21 protein-coding genes are annotated in these 23,781 nt (G+C 69.8%); 14 read left to right on the top strand and 7 right to left on the bottom strand.

The window, feature by feature from the left end:
- The first annotated feature begins 45 nt into the window (after positions 1–45).
- Positions 46–576, top strand: coding sequence for a DUF3093 family protein (locus tag W7U_RS18440; protein ID WP_008261142.1), 531 nt, complete (start codon positions 46–48; stop codon positions 574–576).
- Positions 573–833: a hypothetical protein gene (locus tag W7U_RS18435; RefSeq protein WP_008261140.1), complete on the top strand. Its 261-nt coding sequence runs from the start codon at positions 573–575 to the stop codon at positions 831–833. The genes W7U_RS18440 and W7U_RS18435 overlap by 4 nt, the downstream gene beginning before the upstream one ends.
- Here the strand turns inward: W7U_RS18435 and W7U_RS18430 are convergent.
- Positions 817–1,257 (bottom strand): STAS domain-containing protein, encoded by a 441-nt coding sequence (locus W7U_RS18430; RefSeq protein WP_008261138.1) that lies wholly within the window; start codon positions 1,255–1,257, stop codon positions 817–819. The genes W7U_RS18435 and W7U_RS18430 overlap by 17 nt on opposite strands.
- 356 nt (positions 1,258–1,613) lie before the next feature.
- Here W7U_RS18430 and W7U_RS18425 point away from each other — a divergent pair, with 356 nt between their 5' ends.
- Both W7U_RS18425 and W7U_RS18420 read left to right on the top strand, forming a co-directional pair.
- Positions 1,614–2,852 carry an acyltransferase gene (locus tag W7U_RS18425; RefSeq protein WP_008261128.1) on the top strand — a complete coding sequence of 413 codons (1,239 nt, stop codon included), beginning with the start codon at positions 1,614–1,616 and terminating at the stop codon, positions 2,850–2,852.
- A 90-nt stretch (positions 2,853–2,942) separates the two neighbouring features.
- On the top strand, positions 2,943–3,629 hold the full coding sequence (locus tag W7U_RS18420) for a GDSL lipase (protein WP_036429529.1): 687 nt from the start codon (positions 2,943–2,945) through the stop codon (positions 3,627–3,629).
- A gap of 191 nt (positions 3,630–3,820) precedes the next feature.
- Here the strand turns inward: W7U_RS18420 and W7U_RS18415 are convergent, their stop codons facing one another.
- Together W7U_RS18415 and W7U_RS18410 are read right to left on the bottom strand one after the other, a co-directional pair.
- Entirely contained in the window at positions 3,821–5,944 is a 2,124-nt protein-coding gene (locus tag W7U_RS18415; protein ID WP_008261120.1) for an acyltransferase family protein, read from the bottom strand.
- A gap of 49 nt (positions 5,945–5,993) precedes the next feature.
- A complete protein-coding gene (locus W7U_RS18410) occupies positions 5,994–6,857 on the bottom strand; it encodes an alpha/beta hydrolase-fold protein (protein WP_193375012.1) in 864 nt (287 codons plus the stop codon).
- 347 nt (positions 6,858–7,204) lie between these two features.
- On the opposite strand from W7U_RS18410, the gene W7U_RS18405 reads away from it, so the two are divergent.
- From W7U_RS18405 to W7U_RS18395, 3 genes are all read left to right on the top strand, one after another.
- Complete coding sequence (locus tag W7U_RS18405) at positions 7,205–8,350, top strand: LLM class flavin-dependent oxidoreductase (RefSeq protein WP_008261116.1); 1,146 nt, start codon at positions 7,205–7,207, stop codon at positions 8,348–8,350.
- Between the two features lie 5 nt (positions 8,351–8,355).
- Positions 8,356–9,708 (top strand): MFS transporter, encoded by a 1,353-nt coding sequence (locus W7U_RS18400; protein WP_008261114.1) that lies wholly within the window; start codon positions 8,356–8,358, stop codon positions 9,706–9,708.
- Positions 9,709–9,788: 80 nt separating this feature from the next.
- The gene (locus tag W7U_RS18395) at positions 9,789–11,147 is read left to right on the top strand and encodes an amino acid permease (protein ID WP_014712423.1); all 1,359 of its coding nucleotides are present in this window, start codon (positions 9,789–9,791) and stop codon (positions 11,145–11,147) included.
- Between the two features lie 22 nt (positions 11,148–11,169).
- On the opposite strand, the gene car is transcribed toward W7U_RS18395, so the two are convergent.
- The 4 genes from car to W7U_RS18375 all read right to left on the bottom strand — a co-directional run bounded on the left by car (position 11,170) and on the right by W7U_RS18375 (position 17,310).
- Complete coding sequence (gene car / locus W7U_RS18390; RefSeq protein ID WP_008261110.1) at positions 11,170–14,736, bottom strand: carboxylic acid reductase; 3,567 nt, start codon at positions 14,734–14,736, stop codon at positions 11,170–11,172.
- Positions 14,737–14,807: 71 nt separating this feature from the next.
- Positions 14,808–15,725 carry a 2-dehydropantoate 2-reductase gene (locus W7U_RS18385; RefSeq protein ID WP_008261107.1) on the bottom strand — a complete coding sequence of 306 codons (918 nt, stop codon included), beginning with the start codon at positions 15,723–15,725 and terminating at the stop codon, positions 14,808–14,810.
- Positions 15,722–16,903, bottom strand: coding sequence for an enolase C-terminal domain-like protein (locus tag W7U_RS18380; protein WP_008261105.1), 1,182 nt, complete (start codon positions 16,901–16,903; stop codon positions 15,722–15,724). Before W7U_RS18380 ends, W7U_RS18385 begins: the two co-directional genes overlap by 4 nt.
- A gap of 11 nt (positions 16,904–16,914) precedes the next feature.
- Complete coding sequence (locus W7U_RS18375) at positions 16,915–17,310, bottom strand: nitroreductase family deazaflavin-dependent oxidoreductase (RefSeq protein ID WP_008261103.1); 396 nt, start codon at positions 17,308–17,310, stop codon at positions 16,915–16,917.
- A 73-nt stretch (positions 17,311–17,383) separates the two neighbouring features.
- Here W7U_RS18375 and W7U_RS18370 point away from each other — a divergent pair, with 73 nt between their 5' ends.
- From W7U_RS18370 to ccsB, 7 genes are all read left to right on the top strand, one after another.
- Positions 17,384–17,725, top strand: coding sequence for a hypothetical protein (locus W7U_RS18370; protein ID WP_008261101.1), 342 nt, complete (start codon positions 17,384–17,386; stop codon positions 17,723–17,725).
- A gap of 69 nt (positions 17,726–17,794) precedes the next feature.
- Positions 17,795–19,144, top strand: a complete 1,350-nt coding sequence (hemL, locus tag W7U_RS18365; RefSeq protein ID WP_008261098.1) for a glutamate-1-semialdehyde 2,1-aminomutase — start codon at positions 17,795–17,797, stop codon at positions 19,142–19,144.
- Positions 19,144–19,752, top strand: a complete 609-nt coding sequence (locus W7U_RS18360; RefSeq protein WP_008261096.1) for a histidine phosphatase family protein — start codon at positions 19,144–19,146, stop codon at positions 19,750–19,752. The genes hemL and W7U_RS18360 overlap by 1 nt, the downstream gene beginning before the upstream one ends.
- A gap of 17 nt (positions 19,753–19,769) precedes the next feature.
- Positions 19,770–20,354, top strand: coding sequence for a TlpA disulfide reductase family protein (locus tag W7U_RS18355; protein WP_008261095.1), 585 nt, complete (start codon positions 19,770–19,772; stop codon positions 20,352–20,354).
- Positions 20,351–21,130, top strand: a complete 780-nt coding sequence (locus tag W7U_RS18350) for a cytochrome c biogenesis CcdA family protein (RefSeq protein ID WP_008261093.1) — start codon at positions 20,351–20,353, stop codon at positions 21,128–21,130. The genes W7U_RS18355 and W7U_RS18350 overlap by 4 nt, the downstream gene beginning before the upstream one ends.
- A gap of 47 nt (positions 21,131–21,177) precedes the next feature.
- Entirely contained in the window at positions 21,178–22,773 is a 1,596-nt protein-coding gene (locus W7U_RS18345) for a cytochrome c biogenesis protein ResB (protein ID WP_008261091.1), read from the top strand.
- Positions 22,770–23,747, top strand: coding sequence for a c-type cytochrome biogenesis protein CcsB (gene ccsB / locus W7U_RS18340; protein WP_008261089.1), 978 nt, complete (start codon positions 22,770–22,772; stop codon positions 23,745–23,747). The genes W7U_RS18345 and ccsB overlap by 4 nt, the downstream gene beginning before the upstream one ends.
- The last annotated feature ends 34 nt before the right edge of the window (positions 23,748–23,781 follow it).

Genomic DNA, 23,781 nt, shown 5'->3' with positions numbered 1-23,781 from the left:
GCTTTGACATCAGAGACGACCAGAAGCGATACCCAACCGAAGCCGTTGTTCTACGAACCCGGCGCCACCTGGTGGTGGGTGGCGTGCGGCCCGGCCTCGGCGGCGGCCATGGTCTTGATCGAAATCTGGAGCGGTGCCAAGGTGTCGCTCGTGGTCCCCGCGATCTTCTTCGTCCTGGTGTCGGCGTTCGTGGGGTTGCAGGTGAAGGCGGCGCGGATCCACGTCTCGGTCGAGCTGACCGAAGACGCCCTGCGCCAAGGCACCGAGACCATCTTGGTCCGCGAGATCGTCAGGGTTTATCCCGAGCCCGAGAACCACGAAGCCTCCGGCAAGGAGCTGGCGCGCTGGCAGTCGGCGCGGGCGCTCGGCGAGTTGGTCGGGGTGCCGCGCGGACGGATCGGCATCGGCCTCAAGCTCACCAACGGCCGCACCGCCCAGGCGTGGGCGCGCCGTCATCGCCAGCTGCGGGCGGCCCTGACTCCGCTGGTCCAAGAGCGGGTGGAGCCCACCGGCACCGACGTCATCGACGGCGATCCGGACGACCCCGCCGGCGATCAGGCCGGGCCCGCGCAATGATCGCCAGCTACCGGGCGCTGGTCGAGCTCGCCGTGGCGGTCGCCGCCCTGGCGGGCTCGGGATATAGCTGGACGCGCTCGCATCACACGGTGGCCGTCGCGCCCATCGCGGAGGGTCAGCCCTTTACGACGTCGGTGGTCTATGACCCGCAGCTGTTGCTTCTGACACTCGTGCTGTTGACGAGCGCCGGCGTGCTGGTGGTCGTCGGCGCGGCCAGGCTGCGGCGTGCCCGCTCCGGCGCTACGACGTCTTCCTGACCAGCGGCAACGCCATCGTGCGGCGGACCCTGATGGCGTCGGCCCGGTCGCGCAGTGCCTCCTGAACCGAGCGCATCAGCGGGAAATTGGTGTCATGACCGGTGTCCTCGAGCACCGCGATGACCGCCGAGCTGGCCACCAGCGTCCAATCCACACCGGCGGCCCGACAATCGGCATCGAACGCATACAAGAGCGAAATACCGGCCTCAGCAAATTGACCGACATCGGCGACATCGAGCACCACAGGGTTTTCGCCGAGCGTGAAACGCCGAATGTGGCGACTGACGCGGTCGACATTGGCGCCGTCGATTTCGCCGCGGATATGCACCACTGTCGCCAAGTGGCGGTAGTGCGCCCGCACCTGAGCGCCATCGCACTCAAAGACGCAGTTGTCGTGGCGACTCCCGGTGCCTGCGATCGTCATGAGGACCCCTCACTCTCCGTGTCGCTCGCGCGCGGCCTTGGGGCGCGCCTCCCCGCTCACCAAAGCTGCCTTAAACGCTAGGCCGCAAGCCTAAGGACACCGGTAGCCGCGCCTAACGCTTTGCTAAGAAGCAAAATGCGATTTCGCGGCGAGCAAACCTCCGTAATCGGCGTCGCGCATTCCGGGCGGCCCTGAAGGCCGTGTGCCACACCACAACCGTCCCCGCATGTCGGCGATTGCGCTGCTAGGCTGCCATGGCTGCCGGTTGCTAGTCGGGGGGCTTGCGAAATGGCGAGATCGCCCGCTCAGCCGATAGCAGGAGAACGGAACGGCAGGATCCAGACGGGAAGAGCAGCGTGCGGGGCGGAGAGATCCGGGGCGAAATCAAGGCCCTGACGGGACTCCGTATCGTCGCCGCGCTCTGGGTGGTGCTGTTTCACTTCCGGCCGATGCTCGGGGATGCGTCGCCCGATTTCCGCGACGCGCTGGCCCCCGTCCTCAACTGTGGCGCCCAGGGCGTCGACCTCTTCTTCATCCTCAGCGGCTTCGTGCTGACGTACAACTACCTCGACCGGATGGGCCGGTCCTGGTCGACCCGCGCCACCCTGCACTTCCTGTGGCTGCGGCTGGCCCGGGTATGGCCGGTGTACCTGGTGACATTGCACCTCGCCGCCCTGTGGGTGATCTTCACCCTGCACGTGGGCCACGTGCCGTCGCCGGACGCCGCCTCACTCACCGCGGTCAGCTACGTGCGGCAGATCCTGTTGGTGCAGTTGTGGTTTGTGCCGTTCTTCGACGACTCGAGCTGGGACGGGCCGGCCTGGTCGATCAGCGCCGAATGGCTGGCGTACGTGCTTTTCGCCCTACTGGTGTTGGTGTTGTTGCGGATGAAGCAGGCGACGCGGGCGCGCAGCCTCATGGTGCTGGCGTTCGCGGCGTCGTTGCCGCCGGTGGTGATGCTGCTGGCCAGCGGCCACTTCTACACGCCGTGGAGCTGGCTGCCGCGGATCGTCACACAGTTCACCGCCGGGGCGCTGGCCTGTGCCGCCGTGCGCAGACTGCGGCTGACCGACCGCGGCCGCCGCGTCGCGGGGTACATCTCGCTGCTTCTGTTGGCCGCGATGGTGGGCGTCCTGTATTGGTTTGGCGCACACCCGATATCCGGGGTGGTGGAAAACGACAGCGGCGGCGTCGTCGACGTGTTGTTCGTTCCGCTGGTGATCTCGCTGGCCGTCGGCCTGGGGAGCCTGCCGAGGGTGTTGTCGACGCGGGTGATGGTGTACGGCGGTCAGATCTCGTTCTGCCTGTACATGGTTCACGAGCTGGTGCACACGTCCTGGGGTTGGGCCGTGGAACAATTCGAGCTCGCAACGCAGGACAATCCGTGGAAATGGAACGTCATCGGCCTGCTCGCGATTGCCGTGGTCCTTTCGATCGCGTTGTATCACGCCGTCGAAGAGCCCGCCCGCCGCTGGATGCGCAAGATGGTCGACGTCCGGGCCGTGAACGCGAGGAGTGATCCCGGCGAGTCCACGAACGGCAAGCCGCATCCGATCGACCGTCCGCTGGAAGCGATTTCGGTCCGCGCGGTGTGATGGCTGCTTTTGCGCCCGGCCGCGAGTCACGGGCAATATTCGATGAGAACACGGCGGCACCCGACCATGCCGTTGACAGTGGAGGTATGAGTGAGTCGTCTGGCCACCTTTCTCATTGGGTTTAGTTTTCTGGGGGGCGTGGGCATCGCATACCCACCGCAGGTGCGCACTTACGCGACGCTGACGCTGGACTTCCGGCTCAATCACCTGGCGGTCATCGGGGATTCGTACACCACCGGTACCGATGAGGGCGGCCTCGGCGCGCGGTCATGGCCGTCGCGCGCGTGGCAGGCGCTCGGTGCGCGGGGCTCGCGGGTTTCGGCCGATGTGGCGGCCGAGGGCCGCGCCGGTTACGCCGCGCCCGGTGACCACGGCAGCACCTTCGAGGACCTGACCGCCAGGGCCGTCCACCCCGATGACGCGCTGGTGGTGTTCTTCGGCTCCCGCAACGACCAGGGTATCGATCCCCTGCTGCTGACCGAAAAGACCCACGCCGCTTTGGATCTGGCGCGCCGGTTTGCGCCGGCCGCGCGCTTGCTGGTGATCGGCCCGCCGTGGCCGACCGCCGACGTTCCGCCATCGATGTTCCTGATTCGCGACGTCCTGGGCGGCGCGGCGGGGGCCGCCGGGGCGACGTTCATCGACCCGATCGCCGAACACTGGTTCGTCGGCAGGCCCGACCTGATCGGCCCCGACGGCGTGCACCCGAACGACGCGGGGCACCAGTACATGGCCGACAAGATCGCGCCGCTGATCCGTACTCAGCTCTCGACGTGACGGGCCGCCTAGTCCTCCGCGTGGCGCTCGTAGTCCCACCGCTCCAGGCGATCTTGCAGGTGGAGCAGGCCGACTCCGGCGAAGGGCGCGGCGACCGCGATGCAGACCAGCAGCAGTGGAGACATGAGCTAAACCCTCCAAAAACCCTTCACTGATCTGACGTTCGTCCGCCGCGAGAAGTTCATCGCCGTTCACCCGTCCGCCACGGCGCGGTCCACCAGCACACCCATCACCGGCGCCAGCAGCCGCGCGTACTGCGTCGTCACATGGTTGTCGTCGCGGAACACCAGGGTGTTGCCGACGATCAGCGGGCAGCGGTCCGGGGCGCAGAACAGGTCGGTCAGGTCGGCGTAGTGCCCGCCGCTTCCGACGGTCGCGGCGCGCTCGGCGGCGATCCCGTCGTCGTTGACGGCCACGGATCGTGTTGGCGCACAAGCGGTTGCGTCATCGAGGTGGGCGGACAGGCAGCTCGGGGCGGGCGAGTGCGGATCGGCGCCGGGCCCCAGCACCAGGACGGTGGCGCCGGTGGCGCGCAATTGCGCCACGGTGCGTCCCAGGGTGTCGATCCACGCCGGATCGTAGGAGGTGAAGCCGAAGTCCCCGCCGTAGCGTCGGCTCATGTCCAGCACGACCAGGCGCGGGTGTTCGGCGTTCATCCGGCCCATGATGTCGGCGCGCCACTGCTCGCATTCGGTGTACTCGCGGCCCAGATACGGGCTCACGATGTGCAGGTCCTGCAGCGGGCAGGTCACCTTGGCCAGCGTCTCCAGCCGCCAGTGCCGCTGCTCGGCGAGCTGCTCGAACGCCGGGTTCCACATGGCGGCGTGCGAGTCGCCGATCAGGGCCACGGTGGTCGGCGAGGCGGTATCGCCGGTGGCGCATTCGCTTTGGCCGACGTCGCGCCAGGACCGCACGCAGCCGTTGACGAACACGGCGGCCTTGTCGGCCGGCGCCTTGTCCAGCGGGGGGTCGAGGTTCGATGGGACGGCGCGCAGGCCGGCCGCCCCCGCGAGCACGACGCGCGCCTGGTCGAAGGCCTGACGGACCGCCGCTTCCTGCGGGCTGACGGCGGCGACGCCCGCCGGGGGCGCCGCGACGATGTTGGCCCGGGGCGCCGCGACGCCGTGGCCCACCGGCGCGGGGATCACGTTGAGCAGCAGCATGCATGCACACGCCGTGGCGGCGCTGGCCCCGCCCGCCACGGCCAGGCTGACCTTCGCCGAGCGGCGCAGGGCCGCGGCGAAGCGGCCCGGGTTTTCCACCAGATGCAGGGTGATGACGGCCAGCCCGGCGGAGACGGCCGTCGCGCTCAGGCGGGCCGGCAGCCCGGCGGGCTCGCCGAGCAGCGCCGGCATCAGCAGCAGCACCGGCCAGTGCCACAGGTACCAGGAGTAGGAGATGCGGCCGATGGCGCGCATCGCTGGGCGGCACAGCAGCCGGCCGGGCCCGAGCCCGCCGGTGACGGCTCCGCCGCCGACGATCAGCGCGGTGCCCAGCACGGGCAGCAGCGCCTCGACGCCGGGGTAGGGGGTGTGGGCGCCCAGCTGGGTGCAGGTCGCCACGATCAACACCAGGCCGCCCCACCCGGCGATCGACGCGGTCAGCAGCGACAGGCGCCGCCACTGCTGGAGCGACAGGGCCACCAGGCCGCCGGCCGCCAGTTCCCAGGCCCGGGTCGGCAGCGAGAAGAACGCCCACGACGGCGACGTCCGGGTCCACAGCGCGCCGGCCGTCAACGACGCGGCGGCGACCACCGCGAGGACCGCCGCGTACGGCGCCGCCCGCTTTACCGCGCCGCGCAGGAACGGGACGCGCTGGACCAACCACGCGGTGGCGATGATCAGCACCGGCCACACGAGGTAGAACTGCTCCTCGACGCCCAGCGACCAGTAGTGCTGGAACGGCGACGGCGCGTCGGTGGTCAGGTAGTCGGTGCCGTGCAGGGCGAACCGATAGTTGCCGACGTACAGGGCGCTGGCGATGCCGTCGAGGAACACGCTGCGGGCCTGCAGCGGCGGCAGCACCGCGGCGGCGGCGATGGCCGTGACGGTGCCGACGATGGCCGCGGCCGGCAGCAGTCGTCGGGCGCGCACGCCGTAAAACCGGCCCAGCGCAACGGTATTCGTGGCGTCCGCCTCCCGGAAGAGCAGCCCGGTGATGAGGAAGCCGGAGATGACGAAGAAGACGTCCACCCCGATGTAGCCGCCGCTGACCCCGGGGATGCCGGCGTGGTAGAGCACGACGGCGATCACCGCGACGGCGCGCAGCCCCTCGATGTCGGGCCGGAATCCCCTTCGGGAAGTCCGCCGCTCCACGCGGTGTGGGCTGCCGGCGACTGATTCCTCCCGAAGTGTCATCGTTGGCTCAGGTCGCCATCCAGGCCAGTTCGCCGGGTAGTTGGCTGCGCCAGTAGGCGACGTCGTGTCCGCCGAGCGAGAAGCTGCCCGCCGGTGGCGTCTTCAACTGGTAGACGAATTGCTTTGTGGCGAAATAGAAGCGGTCGAAGTTGCCGCAATCCACGCGCAGCGGAATGGAATTCAGCGCCAGCACACCCATCACGCTGTTCTGCACGAAGTCCTCGTTGCTGTCGAATGCGCCCGGGGCGCTTGTCGCGTACGACGTGTACAGGGCCGGGCTGATGGCGCAGATTCCGGCGGTCCGGGACGGGCCCAGCTTGGCACCCAAACGAAGCGCCCCGTACCCGCCCATCGACCACCCCATGAAGCCGACGCGGGACGTGTCGAAACCCATCGTGGACAGCATGGGCAGCAGCTCGTCGAGCACCATCGCGCCGGAGTCCTCGCCGGAAGTCCTTTTGTGCCAGTAGGTGTTGCCGCCGTCGACGCCGACGACCGCGAACGGCGGCTTGCCCTCCTTGGCCAGCCGGGCCAGCCCGTCGGGCACGCCCATGTCGATCATCTGGTTGGCGTCGCCGTCCACACCGTGCAGCGCGATCACCGGACGCAGCATCTTGCTCTGGCCGGGCGGCATGGCGATCACGTAGTTGGTCTTGATGCCCCCACGGGCGGCCGACACGAACGACCCGGTCAGCCTGTTCGGCAGGGCGCTGCCCGCCGTCGGCGGCTCGAACGGGGCGGGAGCTTGCGGCAGCGTCGCGGCCTGCGACGTCTCCGCGGCCAGCAGCGAGCTGAACGCGAACACGCCGGCGGCTCCGAGGCTGGCACCGGCGCCCATCCGGAGCACCGCCCGGCGTGTGAGGTCAGGCATGATCGCAATGATGCCGCCCGCAGCGGGGATTACCCGCCGAGCCACGCCGTATTGGAAGCATTGTGTGATCTGGCGTGACCTTTCGGTCACGATGCGGTGATCTTTACGGGCGACAAGGACGGCCCGGAGGGTTTGCGCCTCCGCAACGGGTTGCGGCGCCGGCTCACATCGTAGCGGTGGCGACGAGGCTTGCCACCACCGGAAACATTGCGATCGTATTGCCTTCTGGCGCAGCGGCAGACCCCCGCGCCGGGAATGCAATCTCGAAGGTTTCAACCCTCGCCCTACGGCCGCGAATTGCGAAGGATGGAGCTTTGGTGTGCACAGGGGCGAAAGAGGATTGTGACGTGAGTCTCGCGTTTCATTGGTTTCTACCGACCTACGGCGATTCGCGGAATCTGGTCGCGGGCGGGCACGGAACGCCGATGTCCGGCGACCGGCCCGCCACGCTGCGGTATCTGCACCAGATCTGTACGGCCGCCGAAGACAACGGGTTCGAAGCGGTTCTCACCCCCACCGGATTGTGGTGTGAGGACGCGTGGTTGACGACGGCGATGCTGGTCGAATCGACCGAAACCCTGAAATTTCTGGTGGCGTTTCGGCCCGGGCTGCTCAGTCCCACCCTGGCGGCCCAGATGGCCGGGACCTTCCAGCGGCACTCGGAGGGACGCCTGCTGCTCAACGTCGTCACCGGTGGCGAACCGCACGAGCAGCGCGCCTACGGGGATTTCCTGGACAAGGAGGCGCGCTACGCCCGCACCGCCGAGTTCTTGCACGTGGTGCGGCAGCTGTGGACCTCGAGGGAGCCGGTGACCTTTTCCGGGGAGCACATCCGGGTCGAAGGCGCGCAACTGAACAACCCGCCCGATCCGATACCGGCGGTGTTCTTCGGCGGGTCGTCGGCGGCCGCGGGTCCGGTGGCGGCCAAGCAATCCGACGTGTATCTCACCTGGGGCGAGCCGCTGACCGCGGTCGCCAAGAAGTTGGACTGGGTCCGTGGGCTGGCCGTTGACGCCGGACGAATCCTGCGGTACGGCTTGCGGATTCACGTGATCAGCCGTGACACGTCCGCGCAGGCATGGGCGGAGGCCGACCGGTTGCTGGCCGCCATCGACCCCGCGGACATCGCACGGGTTCAGGACAGCCTGGCGCGCAGCGAATCCGAGGGCCAGCGCCGGATGCGGGAGCTGCACGGCGGCGACAGCAGCAAGTTGCTGATCGCGCCGAACCTGTGGGCCGGCGTGGGCCTGGTGCGTGGGGGAGCGGGCACCGCCCTGGTCGGGTCGCACGCCGAGGTCGCCGAACGGCTGGCCGAATACGCCAATTTGGGGATCACCCACTTCATCTTGTCGGGATATCCGCATCTGGAGGAGGCCTACTGGTTCGGTGAGGGCGTGCTGCCGATTCTGGAGCGGATGGGCCTGTGGCGTCACCCCAACCGCCAGTCGCATCCGGCCGGGGCGACGCCCTTCGCGGTCGCGTCGGCGCACTAAGGGCGATGGCCGCCACGTCGCCCGCATCGGCACCCGCCGCCGGGCTGGCCGACGCGTGTCCGGTCGCCGAACGATCCGATCAGCGGCGTCGGCGGTTGCGCATCGTCGTCGCGGCGAGCCTGTTGGGGACCACGGTTGAGTGGTACGACTTCTTCCTGTACGCCACGGCGGCCGGGCTGGTCTTCAACAAGGTGTTCTTTCCGAATGAAAGTTCCTTGGTGGGAACACTATTGGCGTTCGCCACCTTCGCCGTCGGGTTCGTCATGCGGCCCATCGGGGGCGTGGTGTTCGGGCACATCGGTGACCGGATCGGCCGCAAGCGCAGCCTGGCCTTGACGATGCTCATCATGGGCGGCGCGACGGCATTGATCGGGCTGTTGCCGACCGCCGCGCAGATCGGAGCGTGGGCACCAGTACTGCTGCTGGTGCTGCGCGTGCTGCAGGGTTTCGCGCTCGGCGGCGAATGGGGCGGCGCGGTGCTGTTGGCCGTCGAACACAGCCCCGACGACCGGCGCGGCCGCTATGGTGCCGTCCCACAAGTCGGGCTGGCGCTCGGACTGGCCATGGGTACGGGCATCTTCGCTTATCTGCAGATTGTGTTGGGGCCGAACCGATTCCTCGCATACGGCTGGCGCATCGGATTCCTGCTGAGCCTGCTGTTGGTGGTGATCGGCATCGTGGTGCGATTGCGGGTCGACGAGACTCCCGCGTTCCGGGAGCTGCAAGACCTTCAGGCCGCGTCCACCGTGCCGCTGCGGGACATCGTTCGCGAGCCCCGCGCGCGGCGCAACACGCTGCTCGGGTTGCTGTCGCGCTGGGCGGAAGGCTCGGCCTTCAACACCTGGGGCGTGTTCGCGATCAGTTACGCGACGGGAGCGTTGGGGCTGAACCGGGTGTCGGTCCTGGTGGCCGTGACCGTCGCCGCGTTGTTGATGGCTGTGCTGCTGCCGATTTCGGGACGATTGACCGAGTGCTTCGGTGCGCGACGGGTGTACCTGGTGGGTATCGCCTGCTACGGCCTGACGGCCTTCCCCGCCTTCGCCCTGTTCGGCACCAAGAAGCTGCTGTGGTTCGGCCTGGCGATGATCATCGTCTTCGGCGTCGTGCACGCGCTGTTCTACGGGGCGCAGGGCACGCTGTATTCCGCCCTGTATCCCACGAGCACCCGCTACACCGGGCTGTCGTTCGTCTACCAGGTGTCGGGGATCTATGCCTCCGGGGTCACCCCGATGATCCTGACCGCGCTGATCGCGGCCCACGGCGGCGCGCCGTGGCTGGCCTGCGGGTATTTGGTTGTGACAGCGGTCATTAGCGTGGTGGCCACGGCGCTGATTCGCGAGCGCGACTTGTATCTTTAGGGGCGCGGACCTGGTGTCGCGACGCCCGATGTGCTGTGGTTGATAACCAACACCGGGATGCGCGCAGGGGGTGGCTGGTCGTGGCTGGCACTTCGCAACTGCGCCAAGGGCTGTCGCAGCGCCAACTCAGCATGATCGCCCTCGGCGGCGTGATCGGTGCCGGCCTGTTCGTCGGATCGGGCGTGGTGATCAAGGACACCGGGCCGGCCGCATTCCTCACCTACGCCCTGTGCGGCCTGCTCGTCGTCCTGGTCATGCGGATGCTGGGCGAGATGGCGGCCGCGAACCCGTCGACGGGATCGTTCGCCGACTACGCGGCCCGCGCCCTGGGCCGATGGGCGGGGTTTTCGGTCGCCTGGCTGTATTGGTACTTCTGGGTGATCGTGGTGGGCTTCGAGGCGGTCGCCGGCGGTAAAGTCCTCACCTACTGGTTGCACGCGCCGCTTTGGGTGTTGTCGCTGGGTTTGATGGTGTTGATGACCGCGACCAACCTCTTCTCCGTGACGTCGTTCGGGGAGTTCGAATTCTGGTTCGCCGGAATCAAAGTCGCGAGCATCGCGATCTTCCTCGCCGTCGGCTCGGCGTACGTCCTGGGCCTGGTGCCGGGCCATCGTGGGGGCCTGGCCAACCTGCACGCACACGGCGGGTTCTTTCCTCACGGTGTGGGCGCGGTGTTCGCCGCGATCGTGGTGGTGATCTTCTCGATGGTGGGCGCCGAGATCGTCACCGTCGCGGCGGCGGAAAGCCGCGACCCCGAGCTCGCGGTCCAAAGGGCGACCAGGTCGATCGTGGTGCGCATCGGCATCTTCTTCGTCGGTTCGGTCTTCCTGCTCGTCGCGATCCTGCCGTGGGACTCGGGACAACTCGGCGGCTCGCCGTATGTGGCCGCGCTCAAGCACATGGGGTTGCCCGGAGCGGATCAGGTGATGAACGCGGTCGTGCTCACCGCGGTGCTGTCGTGTTTGAACTCCGGGCTGTACACGGCGTCGCGCATGCTGTTCGTCCTCGCCGATCGGGGGGAGGCGCCGATGCGGTTGGTCCGGCTGAGCGGCCGCGGCGTCCCCCATCTCGCGATCCTGTGTTCGTCGGCCGTCGGATTCGGGTGCGTCATCATGGCGCGGGTCGCGCCCCACACGGTATTCCTGTTCCTGCTCAACTCATCTGGCGCGGTCATCCTGTTCGTCTACTGGCTGATCGCGCTGTCGCAGATCGTCCTGCGCCGCCGCACGCCCGCGGACAAGCTGACGGTGAAGATGTGGTTCTTCCCGGTGTTGTCCATCCTCACCCTGACCGGGATCACCGCGGTGCTGGTGCAGATGGCGTTCGATCAGCGGGCGCGCAGTCAGCTGTGGCTCGGCCTGCTGTCCTGGGCGGTGGTGATCGGGCTCTACGTCGTCGCCCGGCGGCGCGGACGCGTCGGCGTGGCTCCCGGCGACTGAGCACACACCGGCGCGCGGTCCCTCAGCCCGCGTGCGCTCCGGCACGGGTGCGCAACAATCCCAGCCGCTGCAGATCGGCGACGTACTTGTCGATCAACGCCTCCGTCACGTGCGGCACATCCCGGTCCCTGCCGATGCCCGCGGATTGCACTGCCGCGCGGAACCTTTCGGCGGGCATGCCGGTGCCGTGCGTCGGCCGGCCAGGCTTGGCGTAGGCGCTCATCAGCGGCAGCAGGGAACTCTTCCGTTGGTTGTCTGGCAGCGACTTCATCGCCGCGGTGAATCTGGCCAGCCACTCGTCGTAGTCGTCGACTCGTTCGATCTTGTGCCCGTCGGCGATGAGCCAGTCCACGAAGGTGTCCAACGAGACGCCGTCGTCATGGGTGTTGAGCACGTTGTAGGTGTGGTAACCCTGCCGGGTGCGCGCGCCCAGCGTGGTGATGGCCTCGGCGGTGAAATCGGCTGGCAGCCCGTCGTAATGGGCGCGCTGCCGGTTGCCGGACGCGTCGAGTTGATAGAAGGATCGCGGCGCGATCCCGGTCGCCACCAGGCTCAAGATCAGCCGAGTGAACATGTCCGGCACGTTGAGCTGACCGGCGAAATCGCTGTGCGCCAGGATCATGTCGGACCGGAAGACCGCGACCGGCACGCCGCACAGGTCGTGGGCCTCGCGCAGCAGCACCTCGCCGGCCCACTTGCTGGTCGCGTACCCGCTGGCATACGACTCGTCGAGGGAGCGCGAGGGGCTGGCCGAACGCACGTCGGCGTCCTCGCCGATGAAGCTGCCATCCGGCAGCGTCGTCACGGCCACGGTGGAGATGTAGTTGATCGGCTTGAGGCGCTGGCTGATCGCGAGCTTGACGATCTCGGCCGTGCCCACCACGTTCGGGCCGAACAGCTGGCTGTACGGCAGCACGTGGTTGACCAGGGCGGCCGAATGCACGACGAGGTCCACCGATCGCGCCAGGCGCTGGTAGGTGGGCGTGTCCAGCCCGAGGTTGGCGGCGCCCACGTCACCGACGAGCACCTGAAGATGTTTGTCGGCCAATTGGCGGAAACGCCGCGACAATTCGGCGTCGCCGCTGTCGATGGCCGCCTCGATGCGCTGACGCCCGGCGGTCGGGTCCGCCCCGCGGGCGAGGCAGATCACCGTGCCGCCCGTGGGGGCCAGGCGCTCCAGCCAATCCAGGCACAGAAAGCGCCCGAGGTAGCCGTTGGCCCCGGTCAGCAGCACGGTGTTGACGGCGCCGGTCGGCGCCGGCAGGTGGGGCGCGGCGGCCAACGTGTCGTCGTCGATGAACTTGGCCAGCGTCAGATCCGCGGCGCGGGCGACGGTGGCGCCCCGGCCGTGCACCGAGGCGAACGTCGGCCGCGTCGATTCCGAAGTCCGTTCGCCGTCAACGTAGTTCGCGACGGTGGCCAGGGTCGCGGTGGGGCTGACGATGGTCTGCACGGGCACGTCGACGTGGAAGATCTCCGACAGGAGCGTGGCGAAGGAGAACGCCGACAGCGAATCACCGCCCAGCTCAATGAACTTCGCGTCGCCGCGCAGCGCGGTGTCCGCCGGCAGGCCCAGGGTTGCCGCGGCCGCCCGCCGCACCGTGTCGATGGTGGGCAGCTCGCGGCTCGCGGAGCGCAGCTCGTCGAGCTGGTTGCCGTGGCTGGCCTCGATCTCGTCGTACATGGCGTCGAGGCGCTCGCCGTAGCGCGCCTTGAGGGCCGGACGCAGCAGCTTGCCCACCCCGGACAGCAGGCCGTTGTCCCGGGTGAAACGCTGCGGCTCCAGCAGGAAGTCGCGCGGGACCTCGTACGGGTGCAGGTGGGAGTCGGCGGCGATCTGCTGCAGCGACTCCGCGATCAGGGCGCGCGCGTCGCCGCCGCCGACGGCGTCGACGTTCGGCACGATCACCGCGAGCAGGAACGGTTGCTCGCTGCTGCCGTACAGGAAGATCTGGCGGATGTAGGGGCTGGTGGAGAAGGTGGCCTCCAGCTGGGAGACGGCGACGAATTCACCCTGCGAGAGTTTGATGACGTTGTTGCTGCGGTCCAGATACATCAGGTGGTCGGGCCCCAGCTCGGCCATGATGTCGCCGGTCTTGTAGAACCCCTCGTCGTCGAAGATCTGCGCCGACAGCTCCGGGTGCTTGAAGTATCCGGGAATCACGTTGCTGGCCTTCAGGTGTAGCTCGCCGCGCGGGTAGGGCTTGTCGGTGGTGAGGTAGCCCAGCTCGGGGACGTCGACGAGTTTGTAGTCGGTGACGGGCGGGCGCCTGATCCGGCCGCTGCGCATGATGCCGCCGCCGGTCTCGGTCGCGCCGTAGCCGTCGGCCACGGTGACGTCGAGCAGCGACTCCATGAAGGCGTGCATCTGCTTGGACAGCGGCGCGCTGCCGCACATCGCCGAGATGACCCGCCCGCCGATGAAGTCTTGCCGCAGTTCGGCTTTCACCGCCTCGTCGCGCTGTTCGGCGGTGAGGCCGTCGCCGGCTCGTTGGTCGAGCTCCTTGCGGTAGCGGCGAAAGAACATGTCGCACACCCGGGGGACGAGGTTCAACGCGGTGGGCCGGACCAAGCCGATGTCGTCGAACAGGGTGGACATGTCGCTCTTGGCGGCGAAGTAGCCGATGCCGCCGGAGGACAGGGTGGCGATCAGCCACTCCAGCCCGTACACGTGCGACAGCGGCATATACTGCAGGTGGATGGCCGGGATCACCCGGCCGATGTCCACCGAGGGGCTGTGCGGGCGCTGCCAGATCCGGGTCATCATGTCGGCGGTGTACATCGCGCCCTTGGGGGTGCCGGTGCTGCCGGAGGTGTAAACCAGTGTGGCCAGCGGGTTTTCGCCCTGGCCCGGAACGTGGGCCTCCGGCGCCGGGCGCCCGCGACCGGACGCGAGCTCGGCGGCGAGCGCCACCATCTCGGCGCCGTGCCCGGCGTCGCGCAGGCGCGCGCGGGCGTCGTCGTAGCGGCCGCGCTGTTCGTCGTCGTCGCTGGTGTAATCGAACACCACCAGGCGCTGGACCGACGGTGCCTCGAGGACGACATCGACCGCGGTGCCGAGGGACTCGACGCTCACGGCCAGGATGCGCGGCGACGTCTCGGCGACGATCGGGGCGAGTTGGGCCGCCGTCGAACTGGTCTGCAGCGGCACGAACACCGCGCCCAGCCGGATGCACGCCAGGTAGTGCACGACGTAGTCGATGCTGGTGAAGCCCAGGACGCCGACGAAGTCGCCGGGGCGCAACCCGCCGGGCAGGCCGGAGCGCCACGCGGCGGCCAGCGCCGCGACCCGGTCACCCAGCTCGCGGTAGGTGATGGTCTCGAACCCCGACAGCAGGGACGTCGCCGCGCGCCCGGTCGCCGGATCGCGCGCCACCTCGCAGGCGCGCTGGCCGAGGGCGGGCCGATCGGCATAACCGCTCAGGTAGATGTCGACGACCTCGGCCAGCCGCAGTCCCGCGCGGTGCGCGGCCTCGGTCACCTCCTGCGACGGCGCGGCGGCCCGAAACTGCGGGTCGTTGGCGTACAGCTGTTCGACGCGCTCGGTCAGGCGCTGCTCGCGGCCCGAGTCGGTGACGGTGTCGGTCATCGGCGGCTTCCTCTCATCGCGGCGCGTGCCGGTGCCGTATACCCGTCCTGGCCCGTTCTAGCGGAGCCCGGTCAGCCCCACTGCCGTTCGATCGCTTTGATCAAGGCGGTCAGCGTCGCGTTCACCGGCGCCGCGACGCCGACCCGTGCGCCCTGGCGCGGCACCGCGCCGTTGATGACGTCGATCTCGCTGACGCGGCGGGCCTCGTGGTCCAGCAGCGCCGACGGTTTGGCGTCGGGCATCTGCGCGCCGAAGTCGCGCGCGTGGGCGACAGGGTCGGTGACGGCCACCGCGATGCCGGACGCGCGGGCGACGGTCCACGCCTCGGTGGCGGCGGCCCGGCTGACCGGAGCCATCTCCGGATCGTCCATCACCTGGCCGACGGTCATGCCGGTCAGCGCGCACGGCGCGCTGTAGGCGGCGTTGCAGATGAGCTTCTCCCACTGCATGGCGGCGATGTCGGTGACCGCGGCGGCGTCGAATCCGGCGTCGGTCCAGGCCCGCGCGATCGTTTCGACCGTCGCATGCGGCAGCGACGAGTGGGCGCCGAAGCGCATCGCCCGCATGGCGTTGTGATGCACATGGCCGGGGGCCACCCGCGACGCCCCGAACCCGCTGGCGATGCCGACGGCGACGCGCTCGGCGCCGACGATGCCGGCGACCGTCTCCGCCGATCCCAAACCGTTCTGGATGGTCAGCACCGGTGTGGCCGGCCCCAGCATCGGAAGGGCTTGGCGCGCACCGACTGTCACGTCGGCCGCCTTGATCGCCAGCACGATCAGATCCATCGGCTCGTCCGGCGCGGTGGTGCTGGCCCGCAGCGGCACCACCCGGTCGTAGCCCGGGCCGGTGACCCGCAGGCCGTCGCGGCTGATCCGTTCGACGCTGGGCTCGTGGCGGTCGATGGCCAGCACGTCGTTACCCGCGGTCGCCAGCCGGGCGGCGTAAATGGAACCCATTGCCCCGCAACCGATTACCGCGATCTTCATCCGCACCCTCCGGTCAGCTCCGCGATCAGTTCGGCCAGGCCGGCCTTCTCCTCGAGGCCGAACCCGGCTGCGTCCGTTGGCGCGATCCGGCCGCCCGAGACCACGCAGGCATCGGAATAGCCGCCGAACGGCGCGAACACTCCCGGGTAAGCCTCACACCCGCCCAAGCCGAGCCCGGCGGCGACGTGCAGGTTGATCAGGTGCCCGCCGTGCGGAAACGCGAACCGGCGATCGAAACCATGAGCCTCCAGGACGTCGAGCATCCGCATGTACTCGCCCAGCCCGTAGCTCAGCCCCGGATCCATTTGGAAGACATCACGATTCGGCCGCATGCCCCCGTAGCGAACCAGGTTTGTGACGTCCGGCACCGAGAACAGGTTTTCGCCGGTGGCCACCGCGCCGTCGTAGCGGTCCGTCACCGCGCGGTGCAGCGCGTAATCGAGGGGATCACCCGGCTCCTCGTACCAGCGCAGGCCGTAGGGGGCCAGCGCGTCCGCCCAGCGGGTGGCCTGTGCGCGGACGAAGCGGCCGTTCGCGTCGACCGCGACCCGTCCCGCGTCGCCGACGGCGTCGACGACGGCCTCGATCCGCGTCAGGTCCTCGCCCAGCGCGGCGCCGCCGATCTTCATCTTGACCGCGTCATAGCCGAGGTCGAGGTACCCGCGCATTTCGCGGCGCAGCCTCTCGACGCCGCCCTCGGCGTAGTAGTAGCCGCCGGCGGCATACACCGGCACCGCCGGCGCGGGATCCCGCCCGGCGTGGCGGGCGATCGTCACGCACGCGGGCTCGTCGCGCAGCTTGGCGTTGAGGTCCCAGCACGCCAGTTCCAGCGCTCCCGCTGCGGCCGCCCGGTCCCCATGACCGCCGGGTTTCTCGTCGGCCAGCGCGCGCGCCACGACCGCGGCCGGATCGAGGAACCCGGACGCATCCAGCAGCGTGTCGGGGGAGGCGGCCATTACCCGCGGGATCATCCGGTCGCGCAGGATCCCGCTCTGCGCAAACCGCCCGATCGAGTTGAACGCCACGCCCGCCACGGGCCGCCCGCCCCGGATCACGTCGGCGATCACCGCGACCAATGAGACGGTGTGACCGGAGAAGTTGACCACCGCGTTGGCGGGCCCGCCGCGTCGACCGCCCTCGAGGCCGACCGCCCGCTCGACGATCGCCGCGATCCGCATCACCCGCGCGTTCAGGACGTCAGGGTGAGCAATACCGCCTGCTCGAACGGCAGCCTGGCGAAAACCCGTCGCACGCCGCGGGACACGTGCGCCGCCGCCTCGGCCTTGGAGACCACGCGCGGATCGGCGACACCCACGGTTTTGCCCCGGGTGCGTAGGCGCCCGCCGCCCGCCGCGGTCAGGTTCTTCAGCCAATCCCGGTCGGGGCCATACGTCAGCAGGATCGCCACCCCGGGTTTGCCGTCGACCTCGGTGCGAAACACGTTCACTGGTGTGCGGTACGGCTTGCCCGAGCGCCGCCCCACGTGCTCCAGGATCCCGAAGGACGGGAGCCAACCGGCCCACATCCGCTGGATCGGGTTGGTGACGTGACGGTTGAACCGGGCAAGTCCTTGGGGGAGTTGCATCCTCCCATCCAACTCGCAGGCCCCGGGCCAGGACAACCCGATCTTTGTGGGGCCACGGGTCTAATGTCGTCTCATGGGGCAGGCGGCAGGTAACGAGGCCGCCCGGCGCGCGGAGGAGCTGGTGCGCCGGGGGGAGGAACTCGCCGCGGGCAAGGCCGTCACCGTGGACGACGCGCGCCGCGCCGCCGAGCGCGCCGAGGCGTCGCACGAGCGCGACGAGGAGGCTCACCGCCGCGGAGTGCAGCGCCACTACGACGCCGCCGTCGCGCACGAGCGGGCCGCCGAAGTCCATGAGCGCGCGGTCGCCCAGCGCCTCGGCGATGTCGCCGCGCACCAGCGCGCGGCGGAAAAGGAACGCGACGCCGCGCGCCACGACTATCAAAAGGCGCAGGAAGCCGAACGGCAAGGGGCCTGACCGGCCGACCGGCCTGCCCTGCTACACCCTGTAGTTGGACGGGCCGCGAAGGCTGGGACACTAGTCGTCATGGGAAGCAGTGATCGGGCGACCGCGCACGCCACCGGAGCCCCTCGGGCCACGGCGGCCTCGGCGCGGCTGTTCGAGGACGCCTGCGCCGTCATTCCGGGCGGCGTGAACTCTCCCGTTCGAGCATTCACCGCGGTCGGCGGGACGCCGCCGTTCATCACGCAGGCGCGCGGCTGCTGGCTGACCGACGCCGACGGCAACCGCTACGTGGACCTGGTCTGCTCGTGGGGCCCGATGATCCTGGGCCACGCCCACCCCGCCGTGGTCGACGCCGTCGCGAAGGCCGCCGCCTCGGGCCTGTCGTTCGGGGCGCCCACGCCTGCGGAGAGCGAGCTGGCCGCCGAGATGATCGGGCGGGTGGCACCGGTCGACCGGGTCCGCCTGGTCAACTCCGGCACCGAGGCCACCATGAGCGCGGTGCGGCTGGCCCGCGGCTTCACCGGCCGGGCCAAGGTCATCAAGTTCTCCGGCTGCTACCACGGCCATGTCGACGCGCTGCTCGCCGACGCGGGCTCCGGGGTGGCGACGCTGGGTCTGCCGTCCTCACCGGGCGTCACCGGGGCGACGGCGGCCGACACCATCGTGTTGCCCTACAACGACATCGAGGCCGTGCGCGAGACCTTCGCCCGGTTCGGCGACCAGATCGCCGCGGTGATCACCGAAGCCAGTCCCGGCAACATGGGGGTGGTTCCCCCCGCGCCCGGCTACAACGCGGCACTGCGGACCATCACCGCCGAACACGGCGCGCTGCTGATCATCGACGAGGTGATGACGGGCTTCCGTGTCAGCCGAAGCGGTTGGTACGGAATCGATCCCGTCGACGCCGACCTGTTCACCTTCGGCAAGGTGATGAGCGGCGGGTTGCCGGCCGCCGCCTTCGGGGGGCGGGCCGAGGTGATGGAGCGGCTGGCGCCGCTGGGCCCGGTGTATCAGGCCGGCACGCTGTCGGGAAACCCGGTCGCGATGGCCGCCGGGCTGGCGACACTGCGCAACGCCGATGCCGCCGCCTACACGACCCTGGACGCCAACGCCGACCGCCTGGCCGGGCTCTTTTCCGACGCGTTGACGAATGCCGGTGTGGCGCACCAGATTCCGCGGGCCGGCAACATGCTCAGCGTGTTCTTCTCCGACACTCCGATCACGGACTTCGGCTCCGCGCGCGCCAGCCAGACCTGGCGTTATCCACCGTTCTTTCACGCGCTGCTGGACGCGGGCGTCTACCCGCCGTGCAGCGCCTTCGAGGCGTGGTTCGTCTCGACCGCGCTCGACGACGGCGCCTTCGACCGCATCGCCGAGGCGCTGCCGGGCGCCGCGCGGGCCGCCGCCGAAGCCGAGGAGGGGAAGTCCTGATGGCCGAGCAGACCCGGGTGCACGTCGTGCGGCACGGCGAGGTGTACAACCCGAGCGGCGTCCTCTACGGGCGGCTGCCCGGGTTTCACCTGTCCGAGGCGGGCCGGGCGCAGGCGGCCGCGGTGGCCGACGCCCTCGATCACCGCGACATCGTCGCGGTGATCGCCTCGCCCCTGCAACGCGCCCAGGAAACCGCCGCGCCCATCGCCGCCAAGCACGGCCTCCCCGTCGACACCGACCCGGACCTCATCGAATCCGCCAACTTCTTCCAGGGCCGGCGCGTCAGCCCCGGCGACGGCGCCTGGCGCGACCCCAGGGTGTGGTGGCAGCTGCGCAACCCGTTCCGGCCGTCGTGGGGGGAGCCCTACACCGAGATCGCGGCCCGGATGGAGACGGCGGTGGACAAGGCCCGCGCCCGCGGCGCCGGCCACGAGGTGGTGTGCGTCAGCCACCAACTGCCGGTGTGGACGCTGCGCCTGCACCTGACCGGTCAGCGGCTGTGGCACGACCCGCGGCGGCGGCAATGCGGCCTCGCGTCGGTGACCACCCTGGTCTACGACGGCGACCGGCTGGCCGGCGTCGAGTACTCCGAGCCGGCGGCCCCTTGAACATACGAGGGCTGGCGATGACCGGGGCCGCGCTGGCGACCCTGGTTTCCGGCCTGCTCGCCGGCTGTTCCTCGGGCCACGATGCGGTCGCCCAGGGCGGCACCTTCGAGTTCGTCTCGCCCGGCGGCAAGACCGACATCTCCTACGACCCGCCGTCCAGCCGTGGCCGCCCCGGCCCCCTGGCGGGCCCCGACCTGGCCGACCCCGCGCACACGCTGTCGCTGGACGATCCGATCTTCGCCGGCCGGGTGGTGGTCATCAACATCTGGGGGCAGTGGTGCGGGCCGTGCCGCGCCGAGGTCACCCAGCTGCAGCAGGTGTATGACGCCACCCGCGGCGCCGGGGTGTCGTTTCTCGGCATCGACGTCCGCGACAACAACCGGCAGGCGGCACTGGACTTCGTCAACGACCGCCACGTCACGTTCCCGTCGATCTACGACCCGGCCATGCGCACGGTGATCGCGTTCGGCGGCAAGTACCCCACCACCGTGATCCCCTCCACGCTGGTCCTGGACCGTCAGCACCGCGTCGCGGCGGTCTTCCTGCGCGAGATGCTGGCGGGCGACCTGCAGCCGATGGTGCAACGATTGGCCCACGAGTGACCGGTTTCACCCAGATCGCCGCCGCCGGACCGCTTTTGGTGGCGCTCGGCGCGTGCCTGTTGGCCGGGCTGGTGTCGTTCGCCTCGCCCTGCGTGGTGCCACTGGTGCCCGGCTACCTGTCGTACCTGGCCGCCGTCGTCGGCGTGGACGAACAACCGCCCCCCGGCGCCGTGAAAGCCCCGCCGGGCGCGCGCTGGCGGGTCGCGGGATCGGCGGCGCTGTTCGTCGCCGGGTTCACCGCGGTGTTCATCCTGGGCACCGTCGCCGTCCTGGGCATGACGACCACGCTGATCACCAACCAGCTGTTGCTGCAGCGGGCCGGCGGCGTGCTGACCATCGTGATGGGCCTGGTGTTCGTCGGGCTCATCCCGGCCCTGCAGCGCCAGGCGCGGTTCAGCCCGCGGCAGCTGACGACGGTCGCCGGGGCGCCGGTGCTGGGCGCGGTGTTCGCGCTGGGCTGGACGCCGTGCCTGGGGCCGACGCTGGCCGGCGTGATCACCGTCGCCTCGGCCACCGACGGCGCCAGCGTGGCGCGCGGCATCGTGCTGGTGATCGCGTACTGCCTGGGGCTGGGGATCCCGTTCGTGCTGTTGGCATTCGGCTCGGCGGGCGCGGTGGCGGGCCTGGGCTGGCTGCGCCGGCACACCCGGGCCATCCAGGTGTTCGGCGGCGTGCTGCTCATCACCGTCGGCGCCCTGCTGGTCACCGGGGTGTGGAACGACTTCGTCTCCTGGCTGCGCGACGCGTTCGTGTCCGACGTGAGGCTCCCGATTTGAGGCAACTCCTCGCGTGGGGGCGCAACACGTGGCGCGCGCTGACCTCGATGGGCACCGCGCTGGTGCTGCTGTTCCTGCTCGCGCTCGGCGCCATCCCCGGCGCCCTGCTGCCGCAGCGCAACCTCAACGCCGGCAAGGTCGACGACTACCTCAAGGCCCACCCCGTGATCGGGCCCTGGCTGGACCGGCTGCAGGCGTTCAACGTGTTCTCCAGCTTCTGGTTCACCGCCATCTACGTGCTGCTGTTCGTGTCCCTGGTCGGCTGCCTCACCCCACGGATGATCGAGCACGTCCGCAGCCTGCGGTCCACCCCGGTCGCCGCCCCGCGCAACCTGGCCCGGCTGCCCAAGCACGCCAGCCACCAGATCCGGGCCGGCGCCGAAGAGCTCAACACCCTGGCCAACGCGATCACCGACCGGCTGCGCGGCTGGCGCACCGCCATCCGCCACGAAGACGGCGCGGCTTCCGACGTCGTGGAGGTGTCCGCGGAAAAGGGCTACCTCCGCGAATTCGGCAACATCGTCTTCCACTTCTCGCTGCTGGGCCTGCTGGTCGCGGTGGCCGTCGGCAAGCTGTTCGGCTACGAGGGCAACGTGATCGTCATCGCCGACGGCGGCCCCGGCTTCTGTTCCGCGTCGCCGGCCGCGTTCGACTCGTTCCGAGCCGGCAACACCGTTGACGGCACCTCGTTGCACCCGCTGTGCATCCGGGTCGACGACTTCGCGGCGCACTACCTGCCGTCCGGGCAGGCCACCTCGTTCGCGGCGAACATCGCCTACCAGTCCGGCGAGGACCTGACCGCCAACACCTGGCGCCATTACCGGCTCGAGGTCAACCACCCGCTGCGGCTCGGCGGTGACCGGGTGTACCTGCAGGGGCACGGCTACGCGCCCACCTTCAGCGTCACGTTCCCGGACGGGCAGGTCCGCACGTCGACCGTGCAGTGGCGACCCGACAATCCGCAGACCCTGCTCTCCTCGGGCGTGGCCCGCATCGACCCGCCGGCCGGCACCTATCCCACCCCGGCGGAGCGCCGCGCGCACCAGATCGCGATCCAGGGCCTGCTCGCGCCGACCGAGCAGCTGGACGGCACGCTGCTGTCGTCGCGGTTCCCGGCCCTGAACGCCCCCGCGGTGGCCGTCGACATCTACCGCGGCGACACCGGCCTGGACACCGGGCGGCCCCAGTCGCTGTTCACCCTCGATCCCCGGCTGATCGAGCAGGGCCGGCTGACCAAGGAGAAGCGGGTCAACCTGCGCGCGGGCCAGGCGGTCCGGATCGACCAGGGGCCGGCCGCCGGCACCGTGATCCGCTTCGTCGGCGCCGTGCCGTTCGTCAACCTCCAGGTCTCCCACGACCCCGGCCAGACCTGGGTGCTCGTCTTCGCGATCACGATGATGGGCGGTCTGGTGGTGTCGCTGCTGGTGCGCCGCCGCCGCGTGTGGGTCCGTCTGACGCCCGACGCCGGCGGGGCACCCGGTACGGTGAACGTCGAGCTGGGCGGGCTGGCGCGCACCGACAACTCCGGGTGGGGCGACGAGTTCGAGCGATTGACCGAGCGGTTGCTGGACGGATTGGGCGGGGCCGGCCGCGCCGAGACGCCCCCCGCGTCCCAAAGGAGTTCTCAGGTGGACGTCACATGAACACGCTGCACGTCAACGTCGAGCTGGCGCGCTACTCCGACTGGGCGTTTACGTCGGCCGTCGTCGCGCTGGTCATCGCGCTGCTGCTGCTGGCCTTCGAGCTGGCGTACGCCGGCGGGCGCCGCGCGGACCAGCGCGCCCGGGTGCTGGCCGGCGCGGTGAGCGCCGACTCCGCCACCCCCGGGGTGGTCGAACAGCCGGACCAGCGCCCGCTCGACGAGCGCGTCGGGCGGGCCGGGTTGTCCGTGGTGTACCTGGGCATCGGCCTGCTGTTTGCCTGCCTGGTGCTGCGCGGCCTGGCCACGGTGCGGGTGCCGTGGGGCAACATGTACGAATTCATCAACCTGACCTGCCTGTGCGGGTTGATCGCCGGGGCCGTCGTGCTGCGCCGCCCCCAATACCGTCCCCTGTGGGTCTTTCTGCTGCTGCCGGTGCTGATCCTGCTCACGGTGTCGGGACGCTGGCTCTACACCAACGCCGCGCCCGTGATGCCCGCGTTGCAGTCCTACTGGCTGCCCATCCACGTGTCCGTCGTCAGCCTGGGATCCGGGGTGTTCCTGGTCGCCGGGATCGCCAGCATCCTGTTCCTGCTGCGCACCTCGCGGCTGGGGGATCCCGATACCGACAGCGCCGCGGCCCGGCTGGTGCGGCGCTTCCCGGACGCGGAAACCCTGGACCGCATCGCCTACCGCACGACGATCTTCGCGTTTCCGGTCTTCGGGTTCGGGGTCATCTTCGGGGCCATCTGGGCCGAAGAGGCCTGGGGCAGGTATTGGGGCTGGGACCCCAAAGAGACCGTGTCCTTCGTCGCGTGGGTGATATACGCCGCCTACCTGCACGCCAGGTCGACCGCCGGATGGCGGGACCGCAAAGCCGCGTGGATCAACGTCGCGGGCTTTGTGGCGATGGTCTTCAATTTGTTCTTCGTTAATCTGGTGACTGTCGGCCTGCATTCGTATGCGGGCGTCGGGTGAGAGCGAACAACCGCCCCGAATAACGCACACAACG

The organism is Mycobacterium sp. H4Y (assembly GCF_000364405.1).
Lineage (GTDB): Bacteria > Actinomycetota > Actinomycetes > Mycobacteriales > Mycobacteriaceae > Mycobacterium > Mycobacterium intracellulare.
This window is presented reverse-complemented; position numbering and strand designations above follow the sequence as displayed.

Coding starts and splice junctions, on each gene's coding strand:
- W7U_RS18435 (WP_008261140.1), top strand. CDS start 573: ATGATCGCCAGCTACCGGGCGCTGGTCGAGCTCGCCGTGGCGGTCGCC.
- W7U_RS18430 (WP_008261138.1), bottom strand. CDS start 1,257: ATGACGATCGCAGGCACCGGGAGTCGCCACGACAACTGCGTCTTTGAG.
- W7U_RS18410 (WP_193375012.1), bottom strand. CDS start 6,857: ATGCCTGACCTCACACGCCGGGCGGTGCTCCGGATGGGCGCCGGTGCC.
- W7U_RS18400 (WP_008261114.1), top strand. CDS start 8,356: ATGGCCGCCACGTCGCCCGCATCGGCACCCGCCGCCGGGCTGGCCGAC.
- car (WP_008261110.1), bottom strand. CDS start 14,736: ATGACCGACACCGTCACCGACTCGGGCCGCGAGCAGCGCCTGACCGAG.
- W7U_RS18385 (WP_008261107.1), bottom strand. CDS start 15,725: ATGAAGATCGCGGTAATCGGTTGCGGGGCAATGGGTTCCATTTACGCC.
- W7U_RS18380 (WP_008261105.1), bottom strand. CDS start 16,903: ATGCGGATCGCGGCGATCGTCGAGCGGGCGGTCGGCCTCGAGGGCGGT.
- W7U_RS18375 (WP_008261103.1), bottom strand. CDS start 17,310: ATGCAACTCCCCCAAGGACTTGCCCGGTTCAACCGTCACGTCACCAAC.
- W7U_RS18370 (WP_008261101.1), top strand. CDS start 17,384: ATGGGGCAGGCGGCAGGTAACGAGGCCGCCCGGCGCGCGGAGGAGCTG.
- hemL (WP_008261098.1), top strand. CDS start 17,795: ATGGGAAGCAGTGATCGGGCGACCGCGCACGCCACCGGAGCCCCTCGG.
- W7U_RS18360 (WP_008261096.1), top strand. CDS start 19,144: ATGGCCGAGCAGACCCGGGTGCACGTCGTGCGGCACGGCGAGGTGTAC.
- W7U_RS18355 (WP_008261095.1), top strand. CDS start 19,770: ATGACCGGGGCCGCGCTGGCGACCCTGGTTTCCGGCCTGCTCGCCGGC.
- W7U_RS18345 (WP_008261091.1), top strand. CDS start 21,178: ATGGGCACCGCGCTGGTGCTGCTGTTCCTGCTCGCGCTCGGCGCCATC.
- ccsB (WP_008261089.1), top strand. CDS start 22,770: ATGAACACGCTGCACGTCAACGTCGAGCTGGCGCGCTACTCCGACTGG.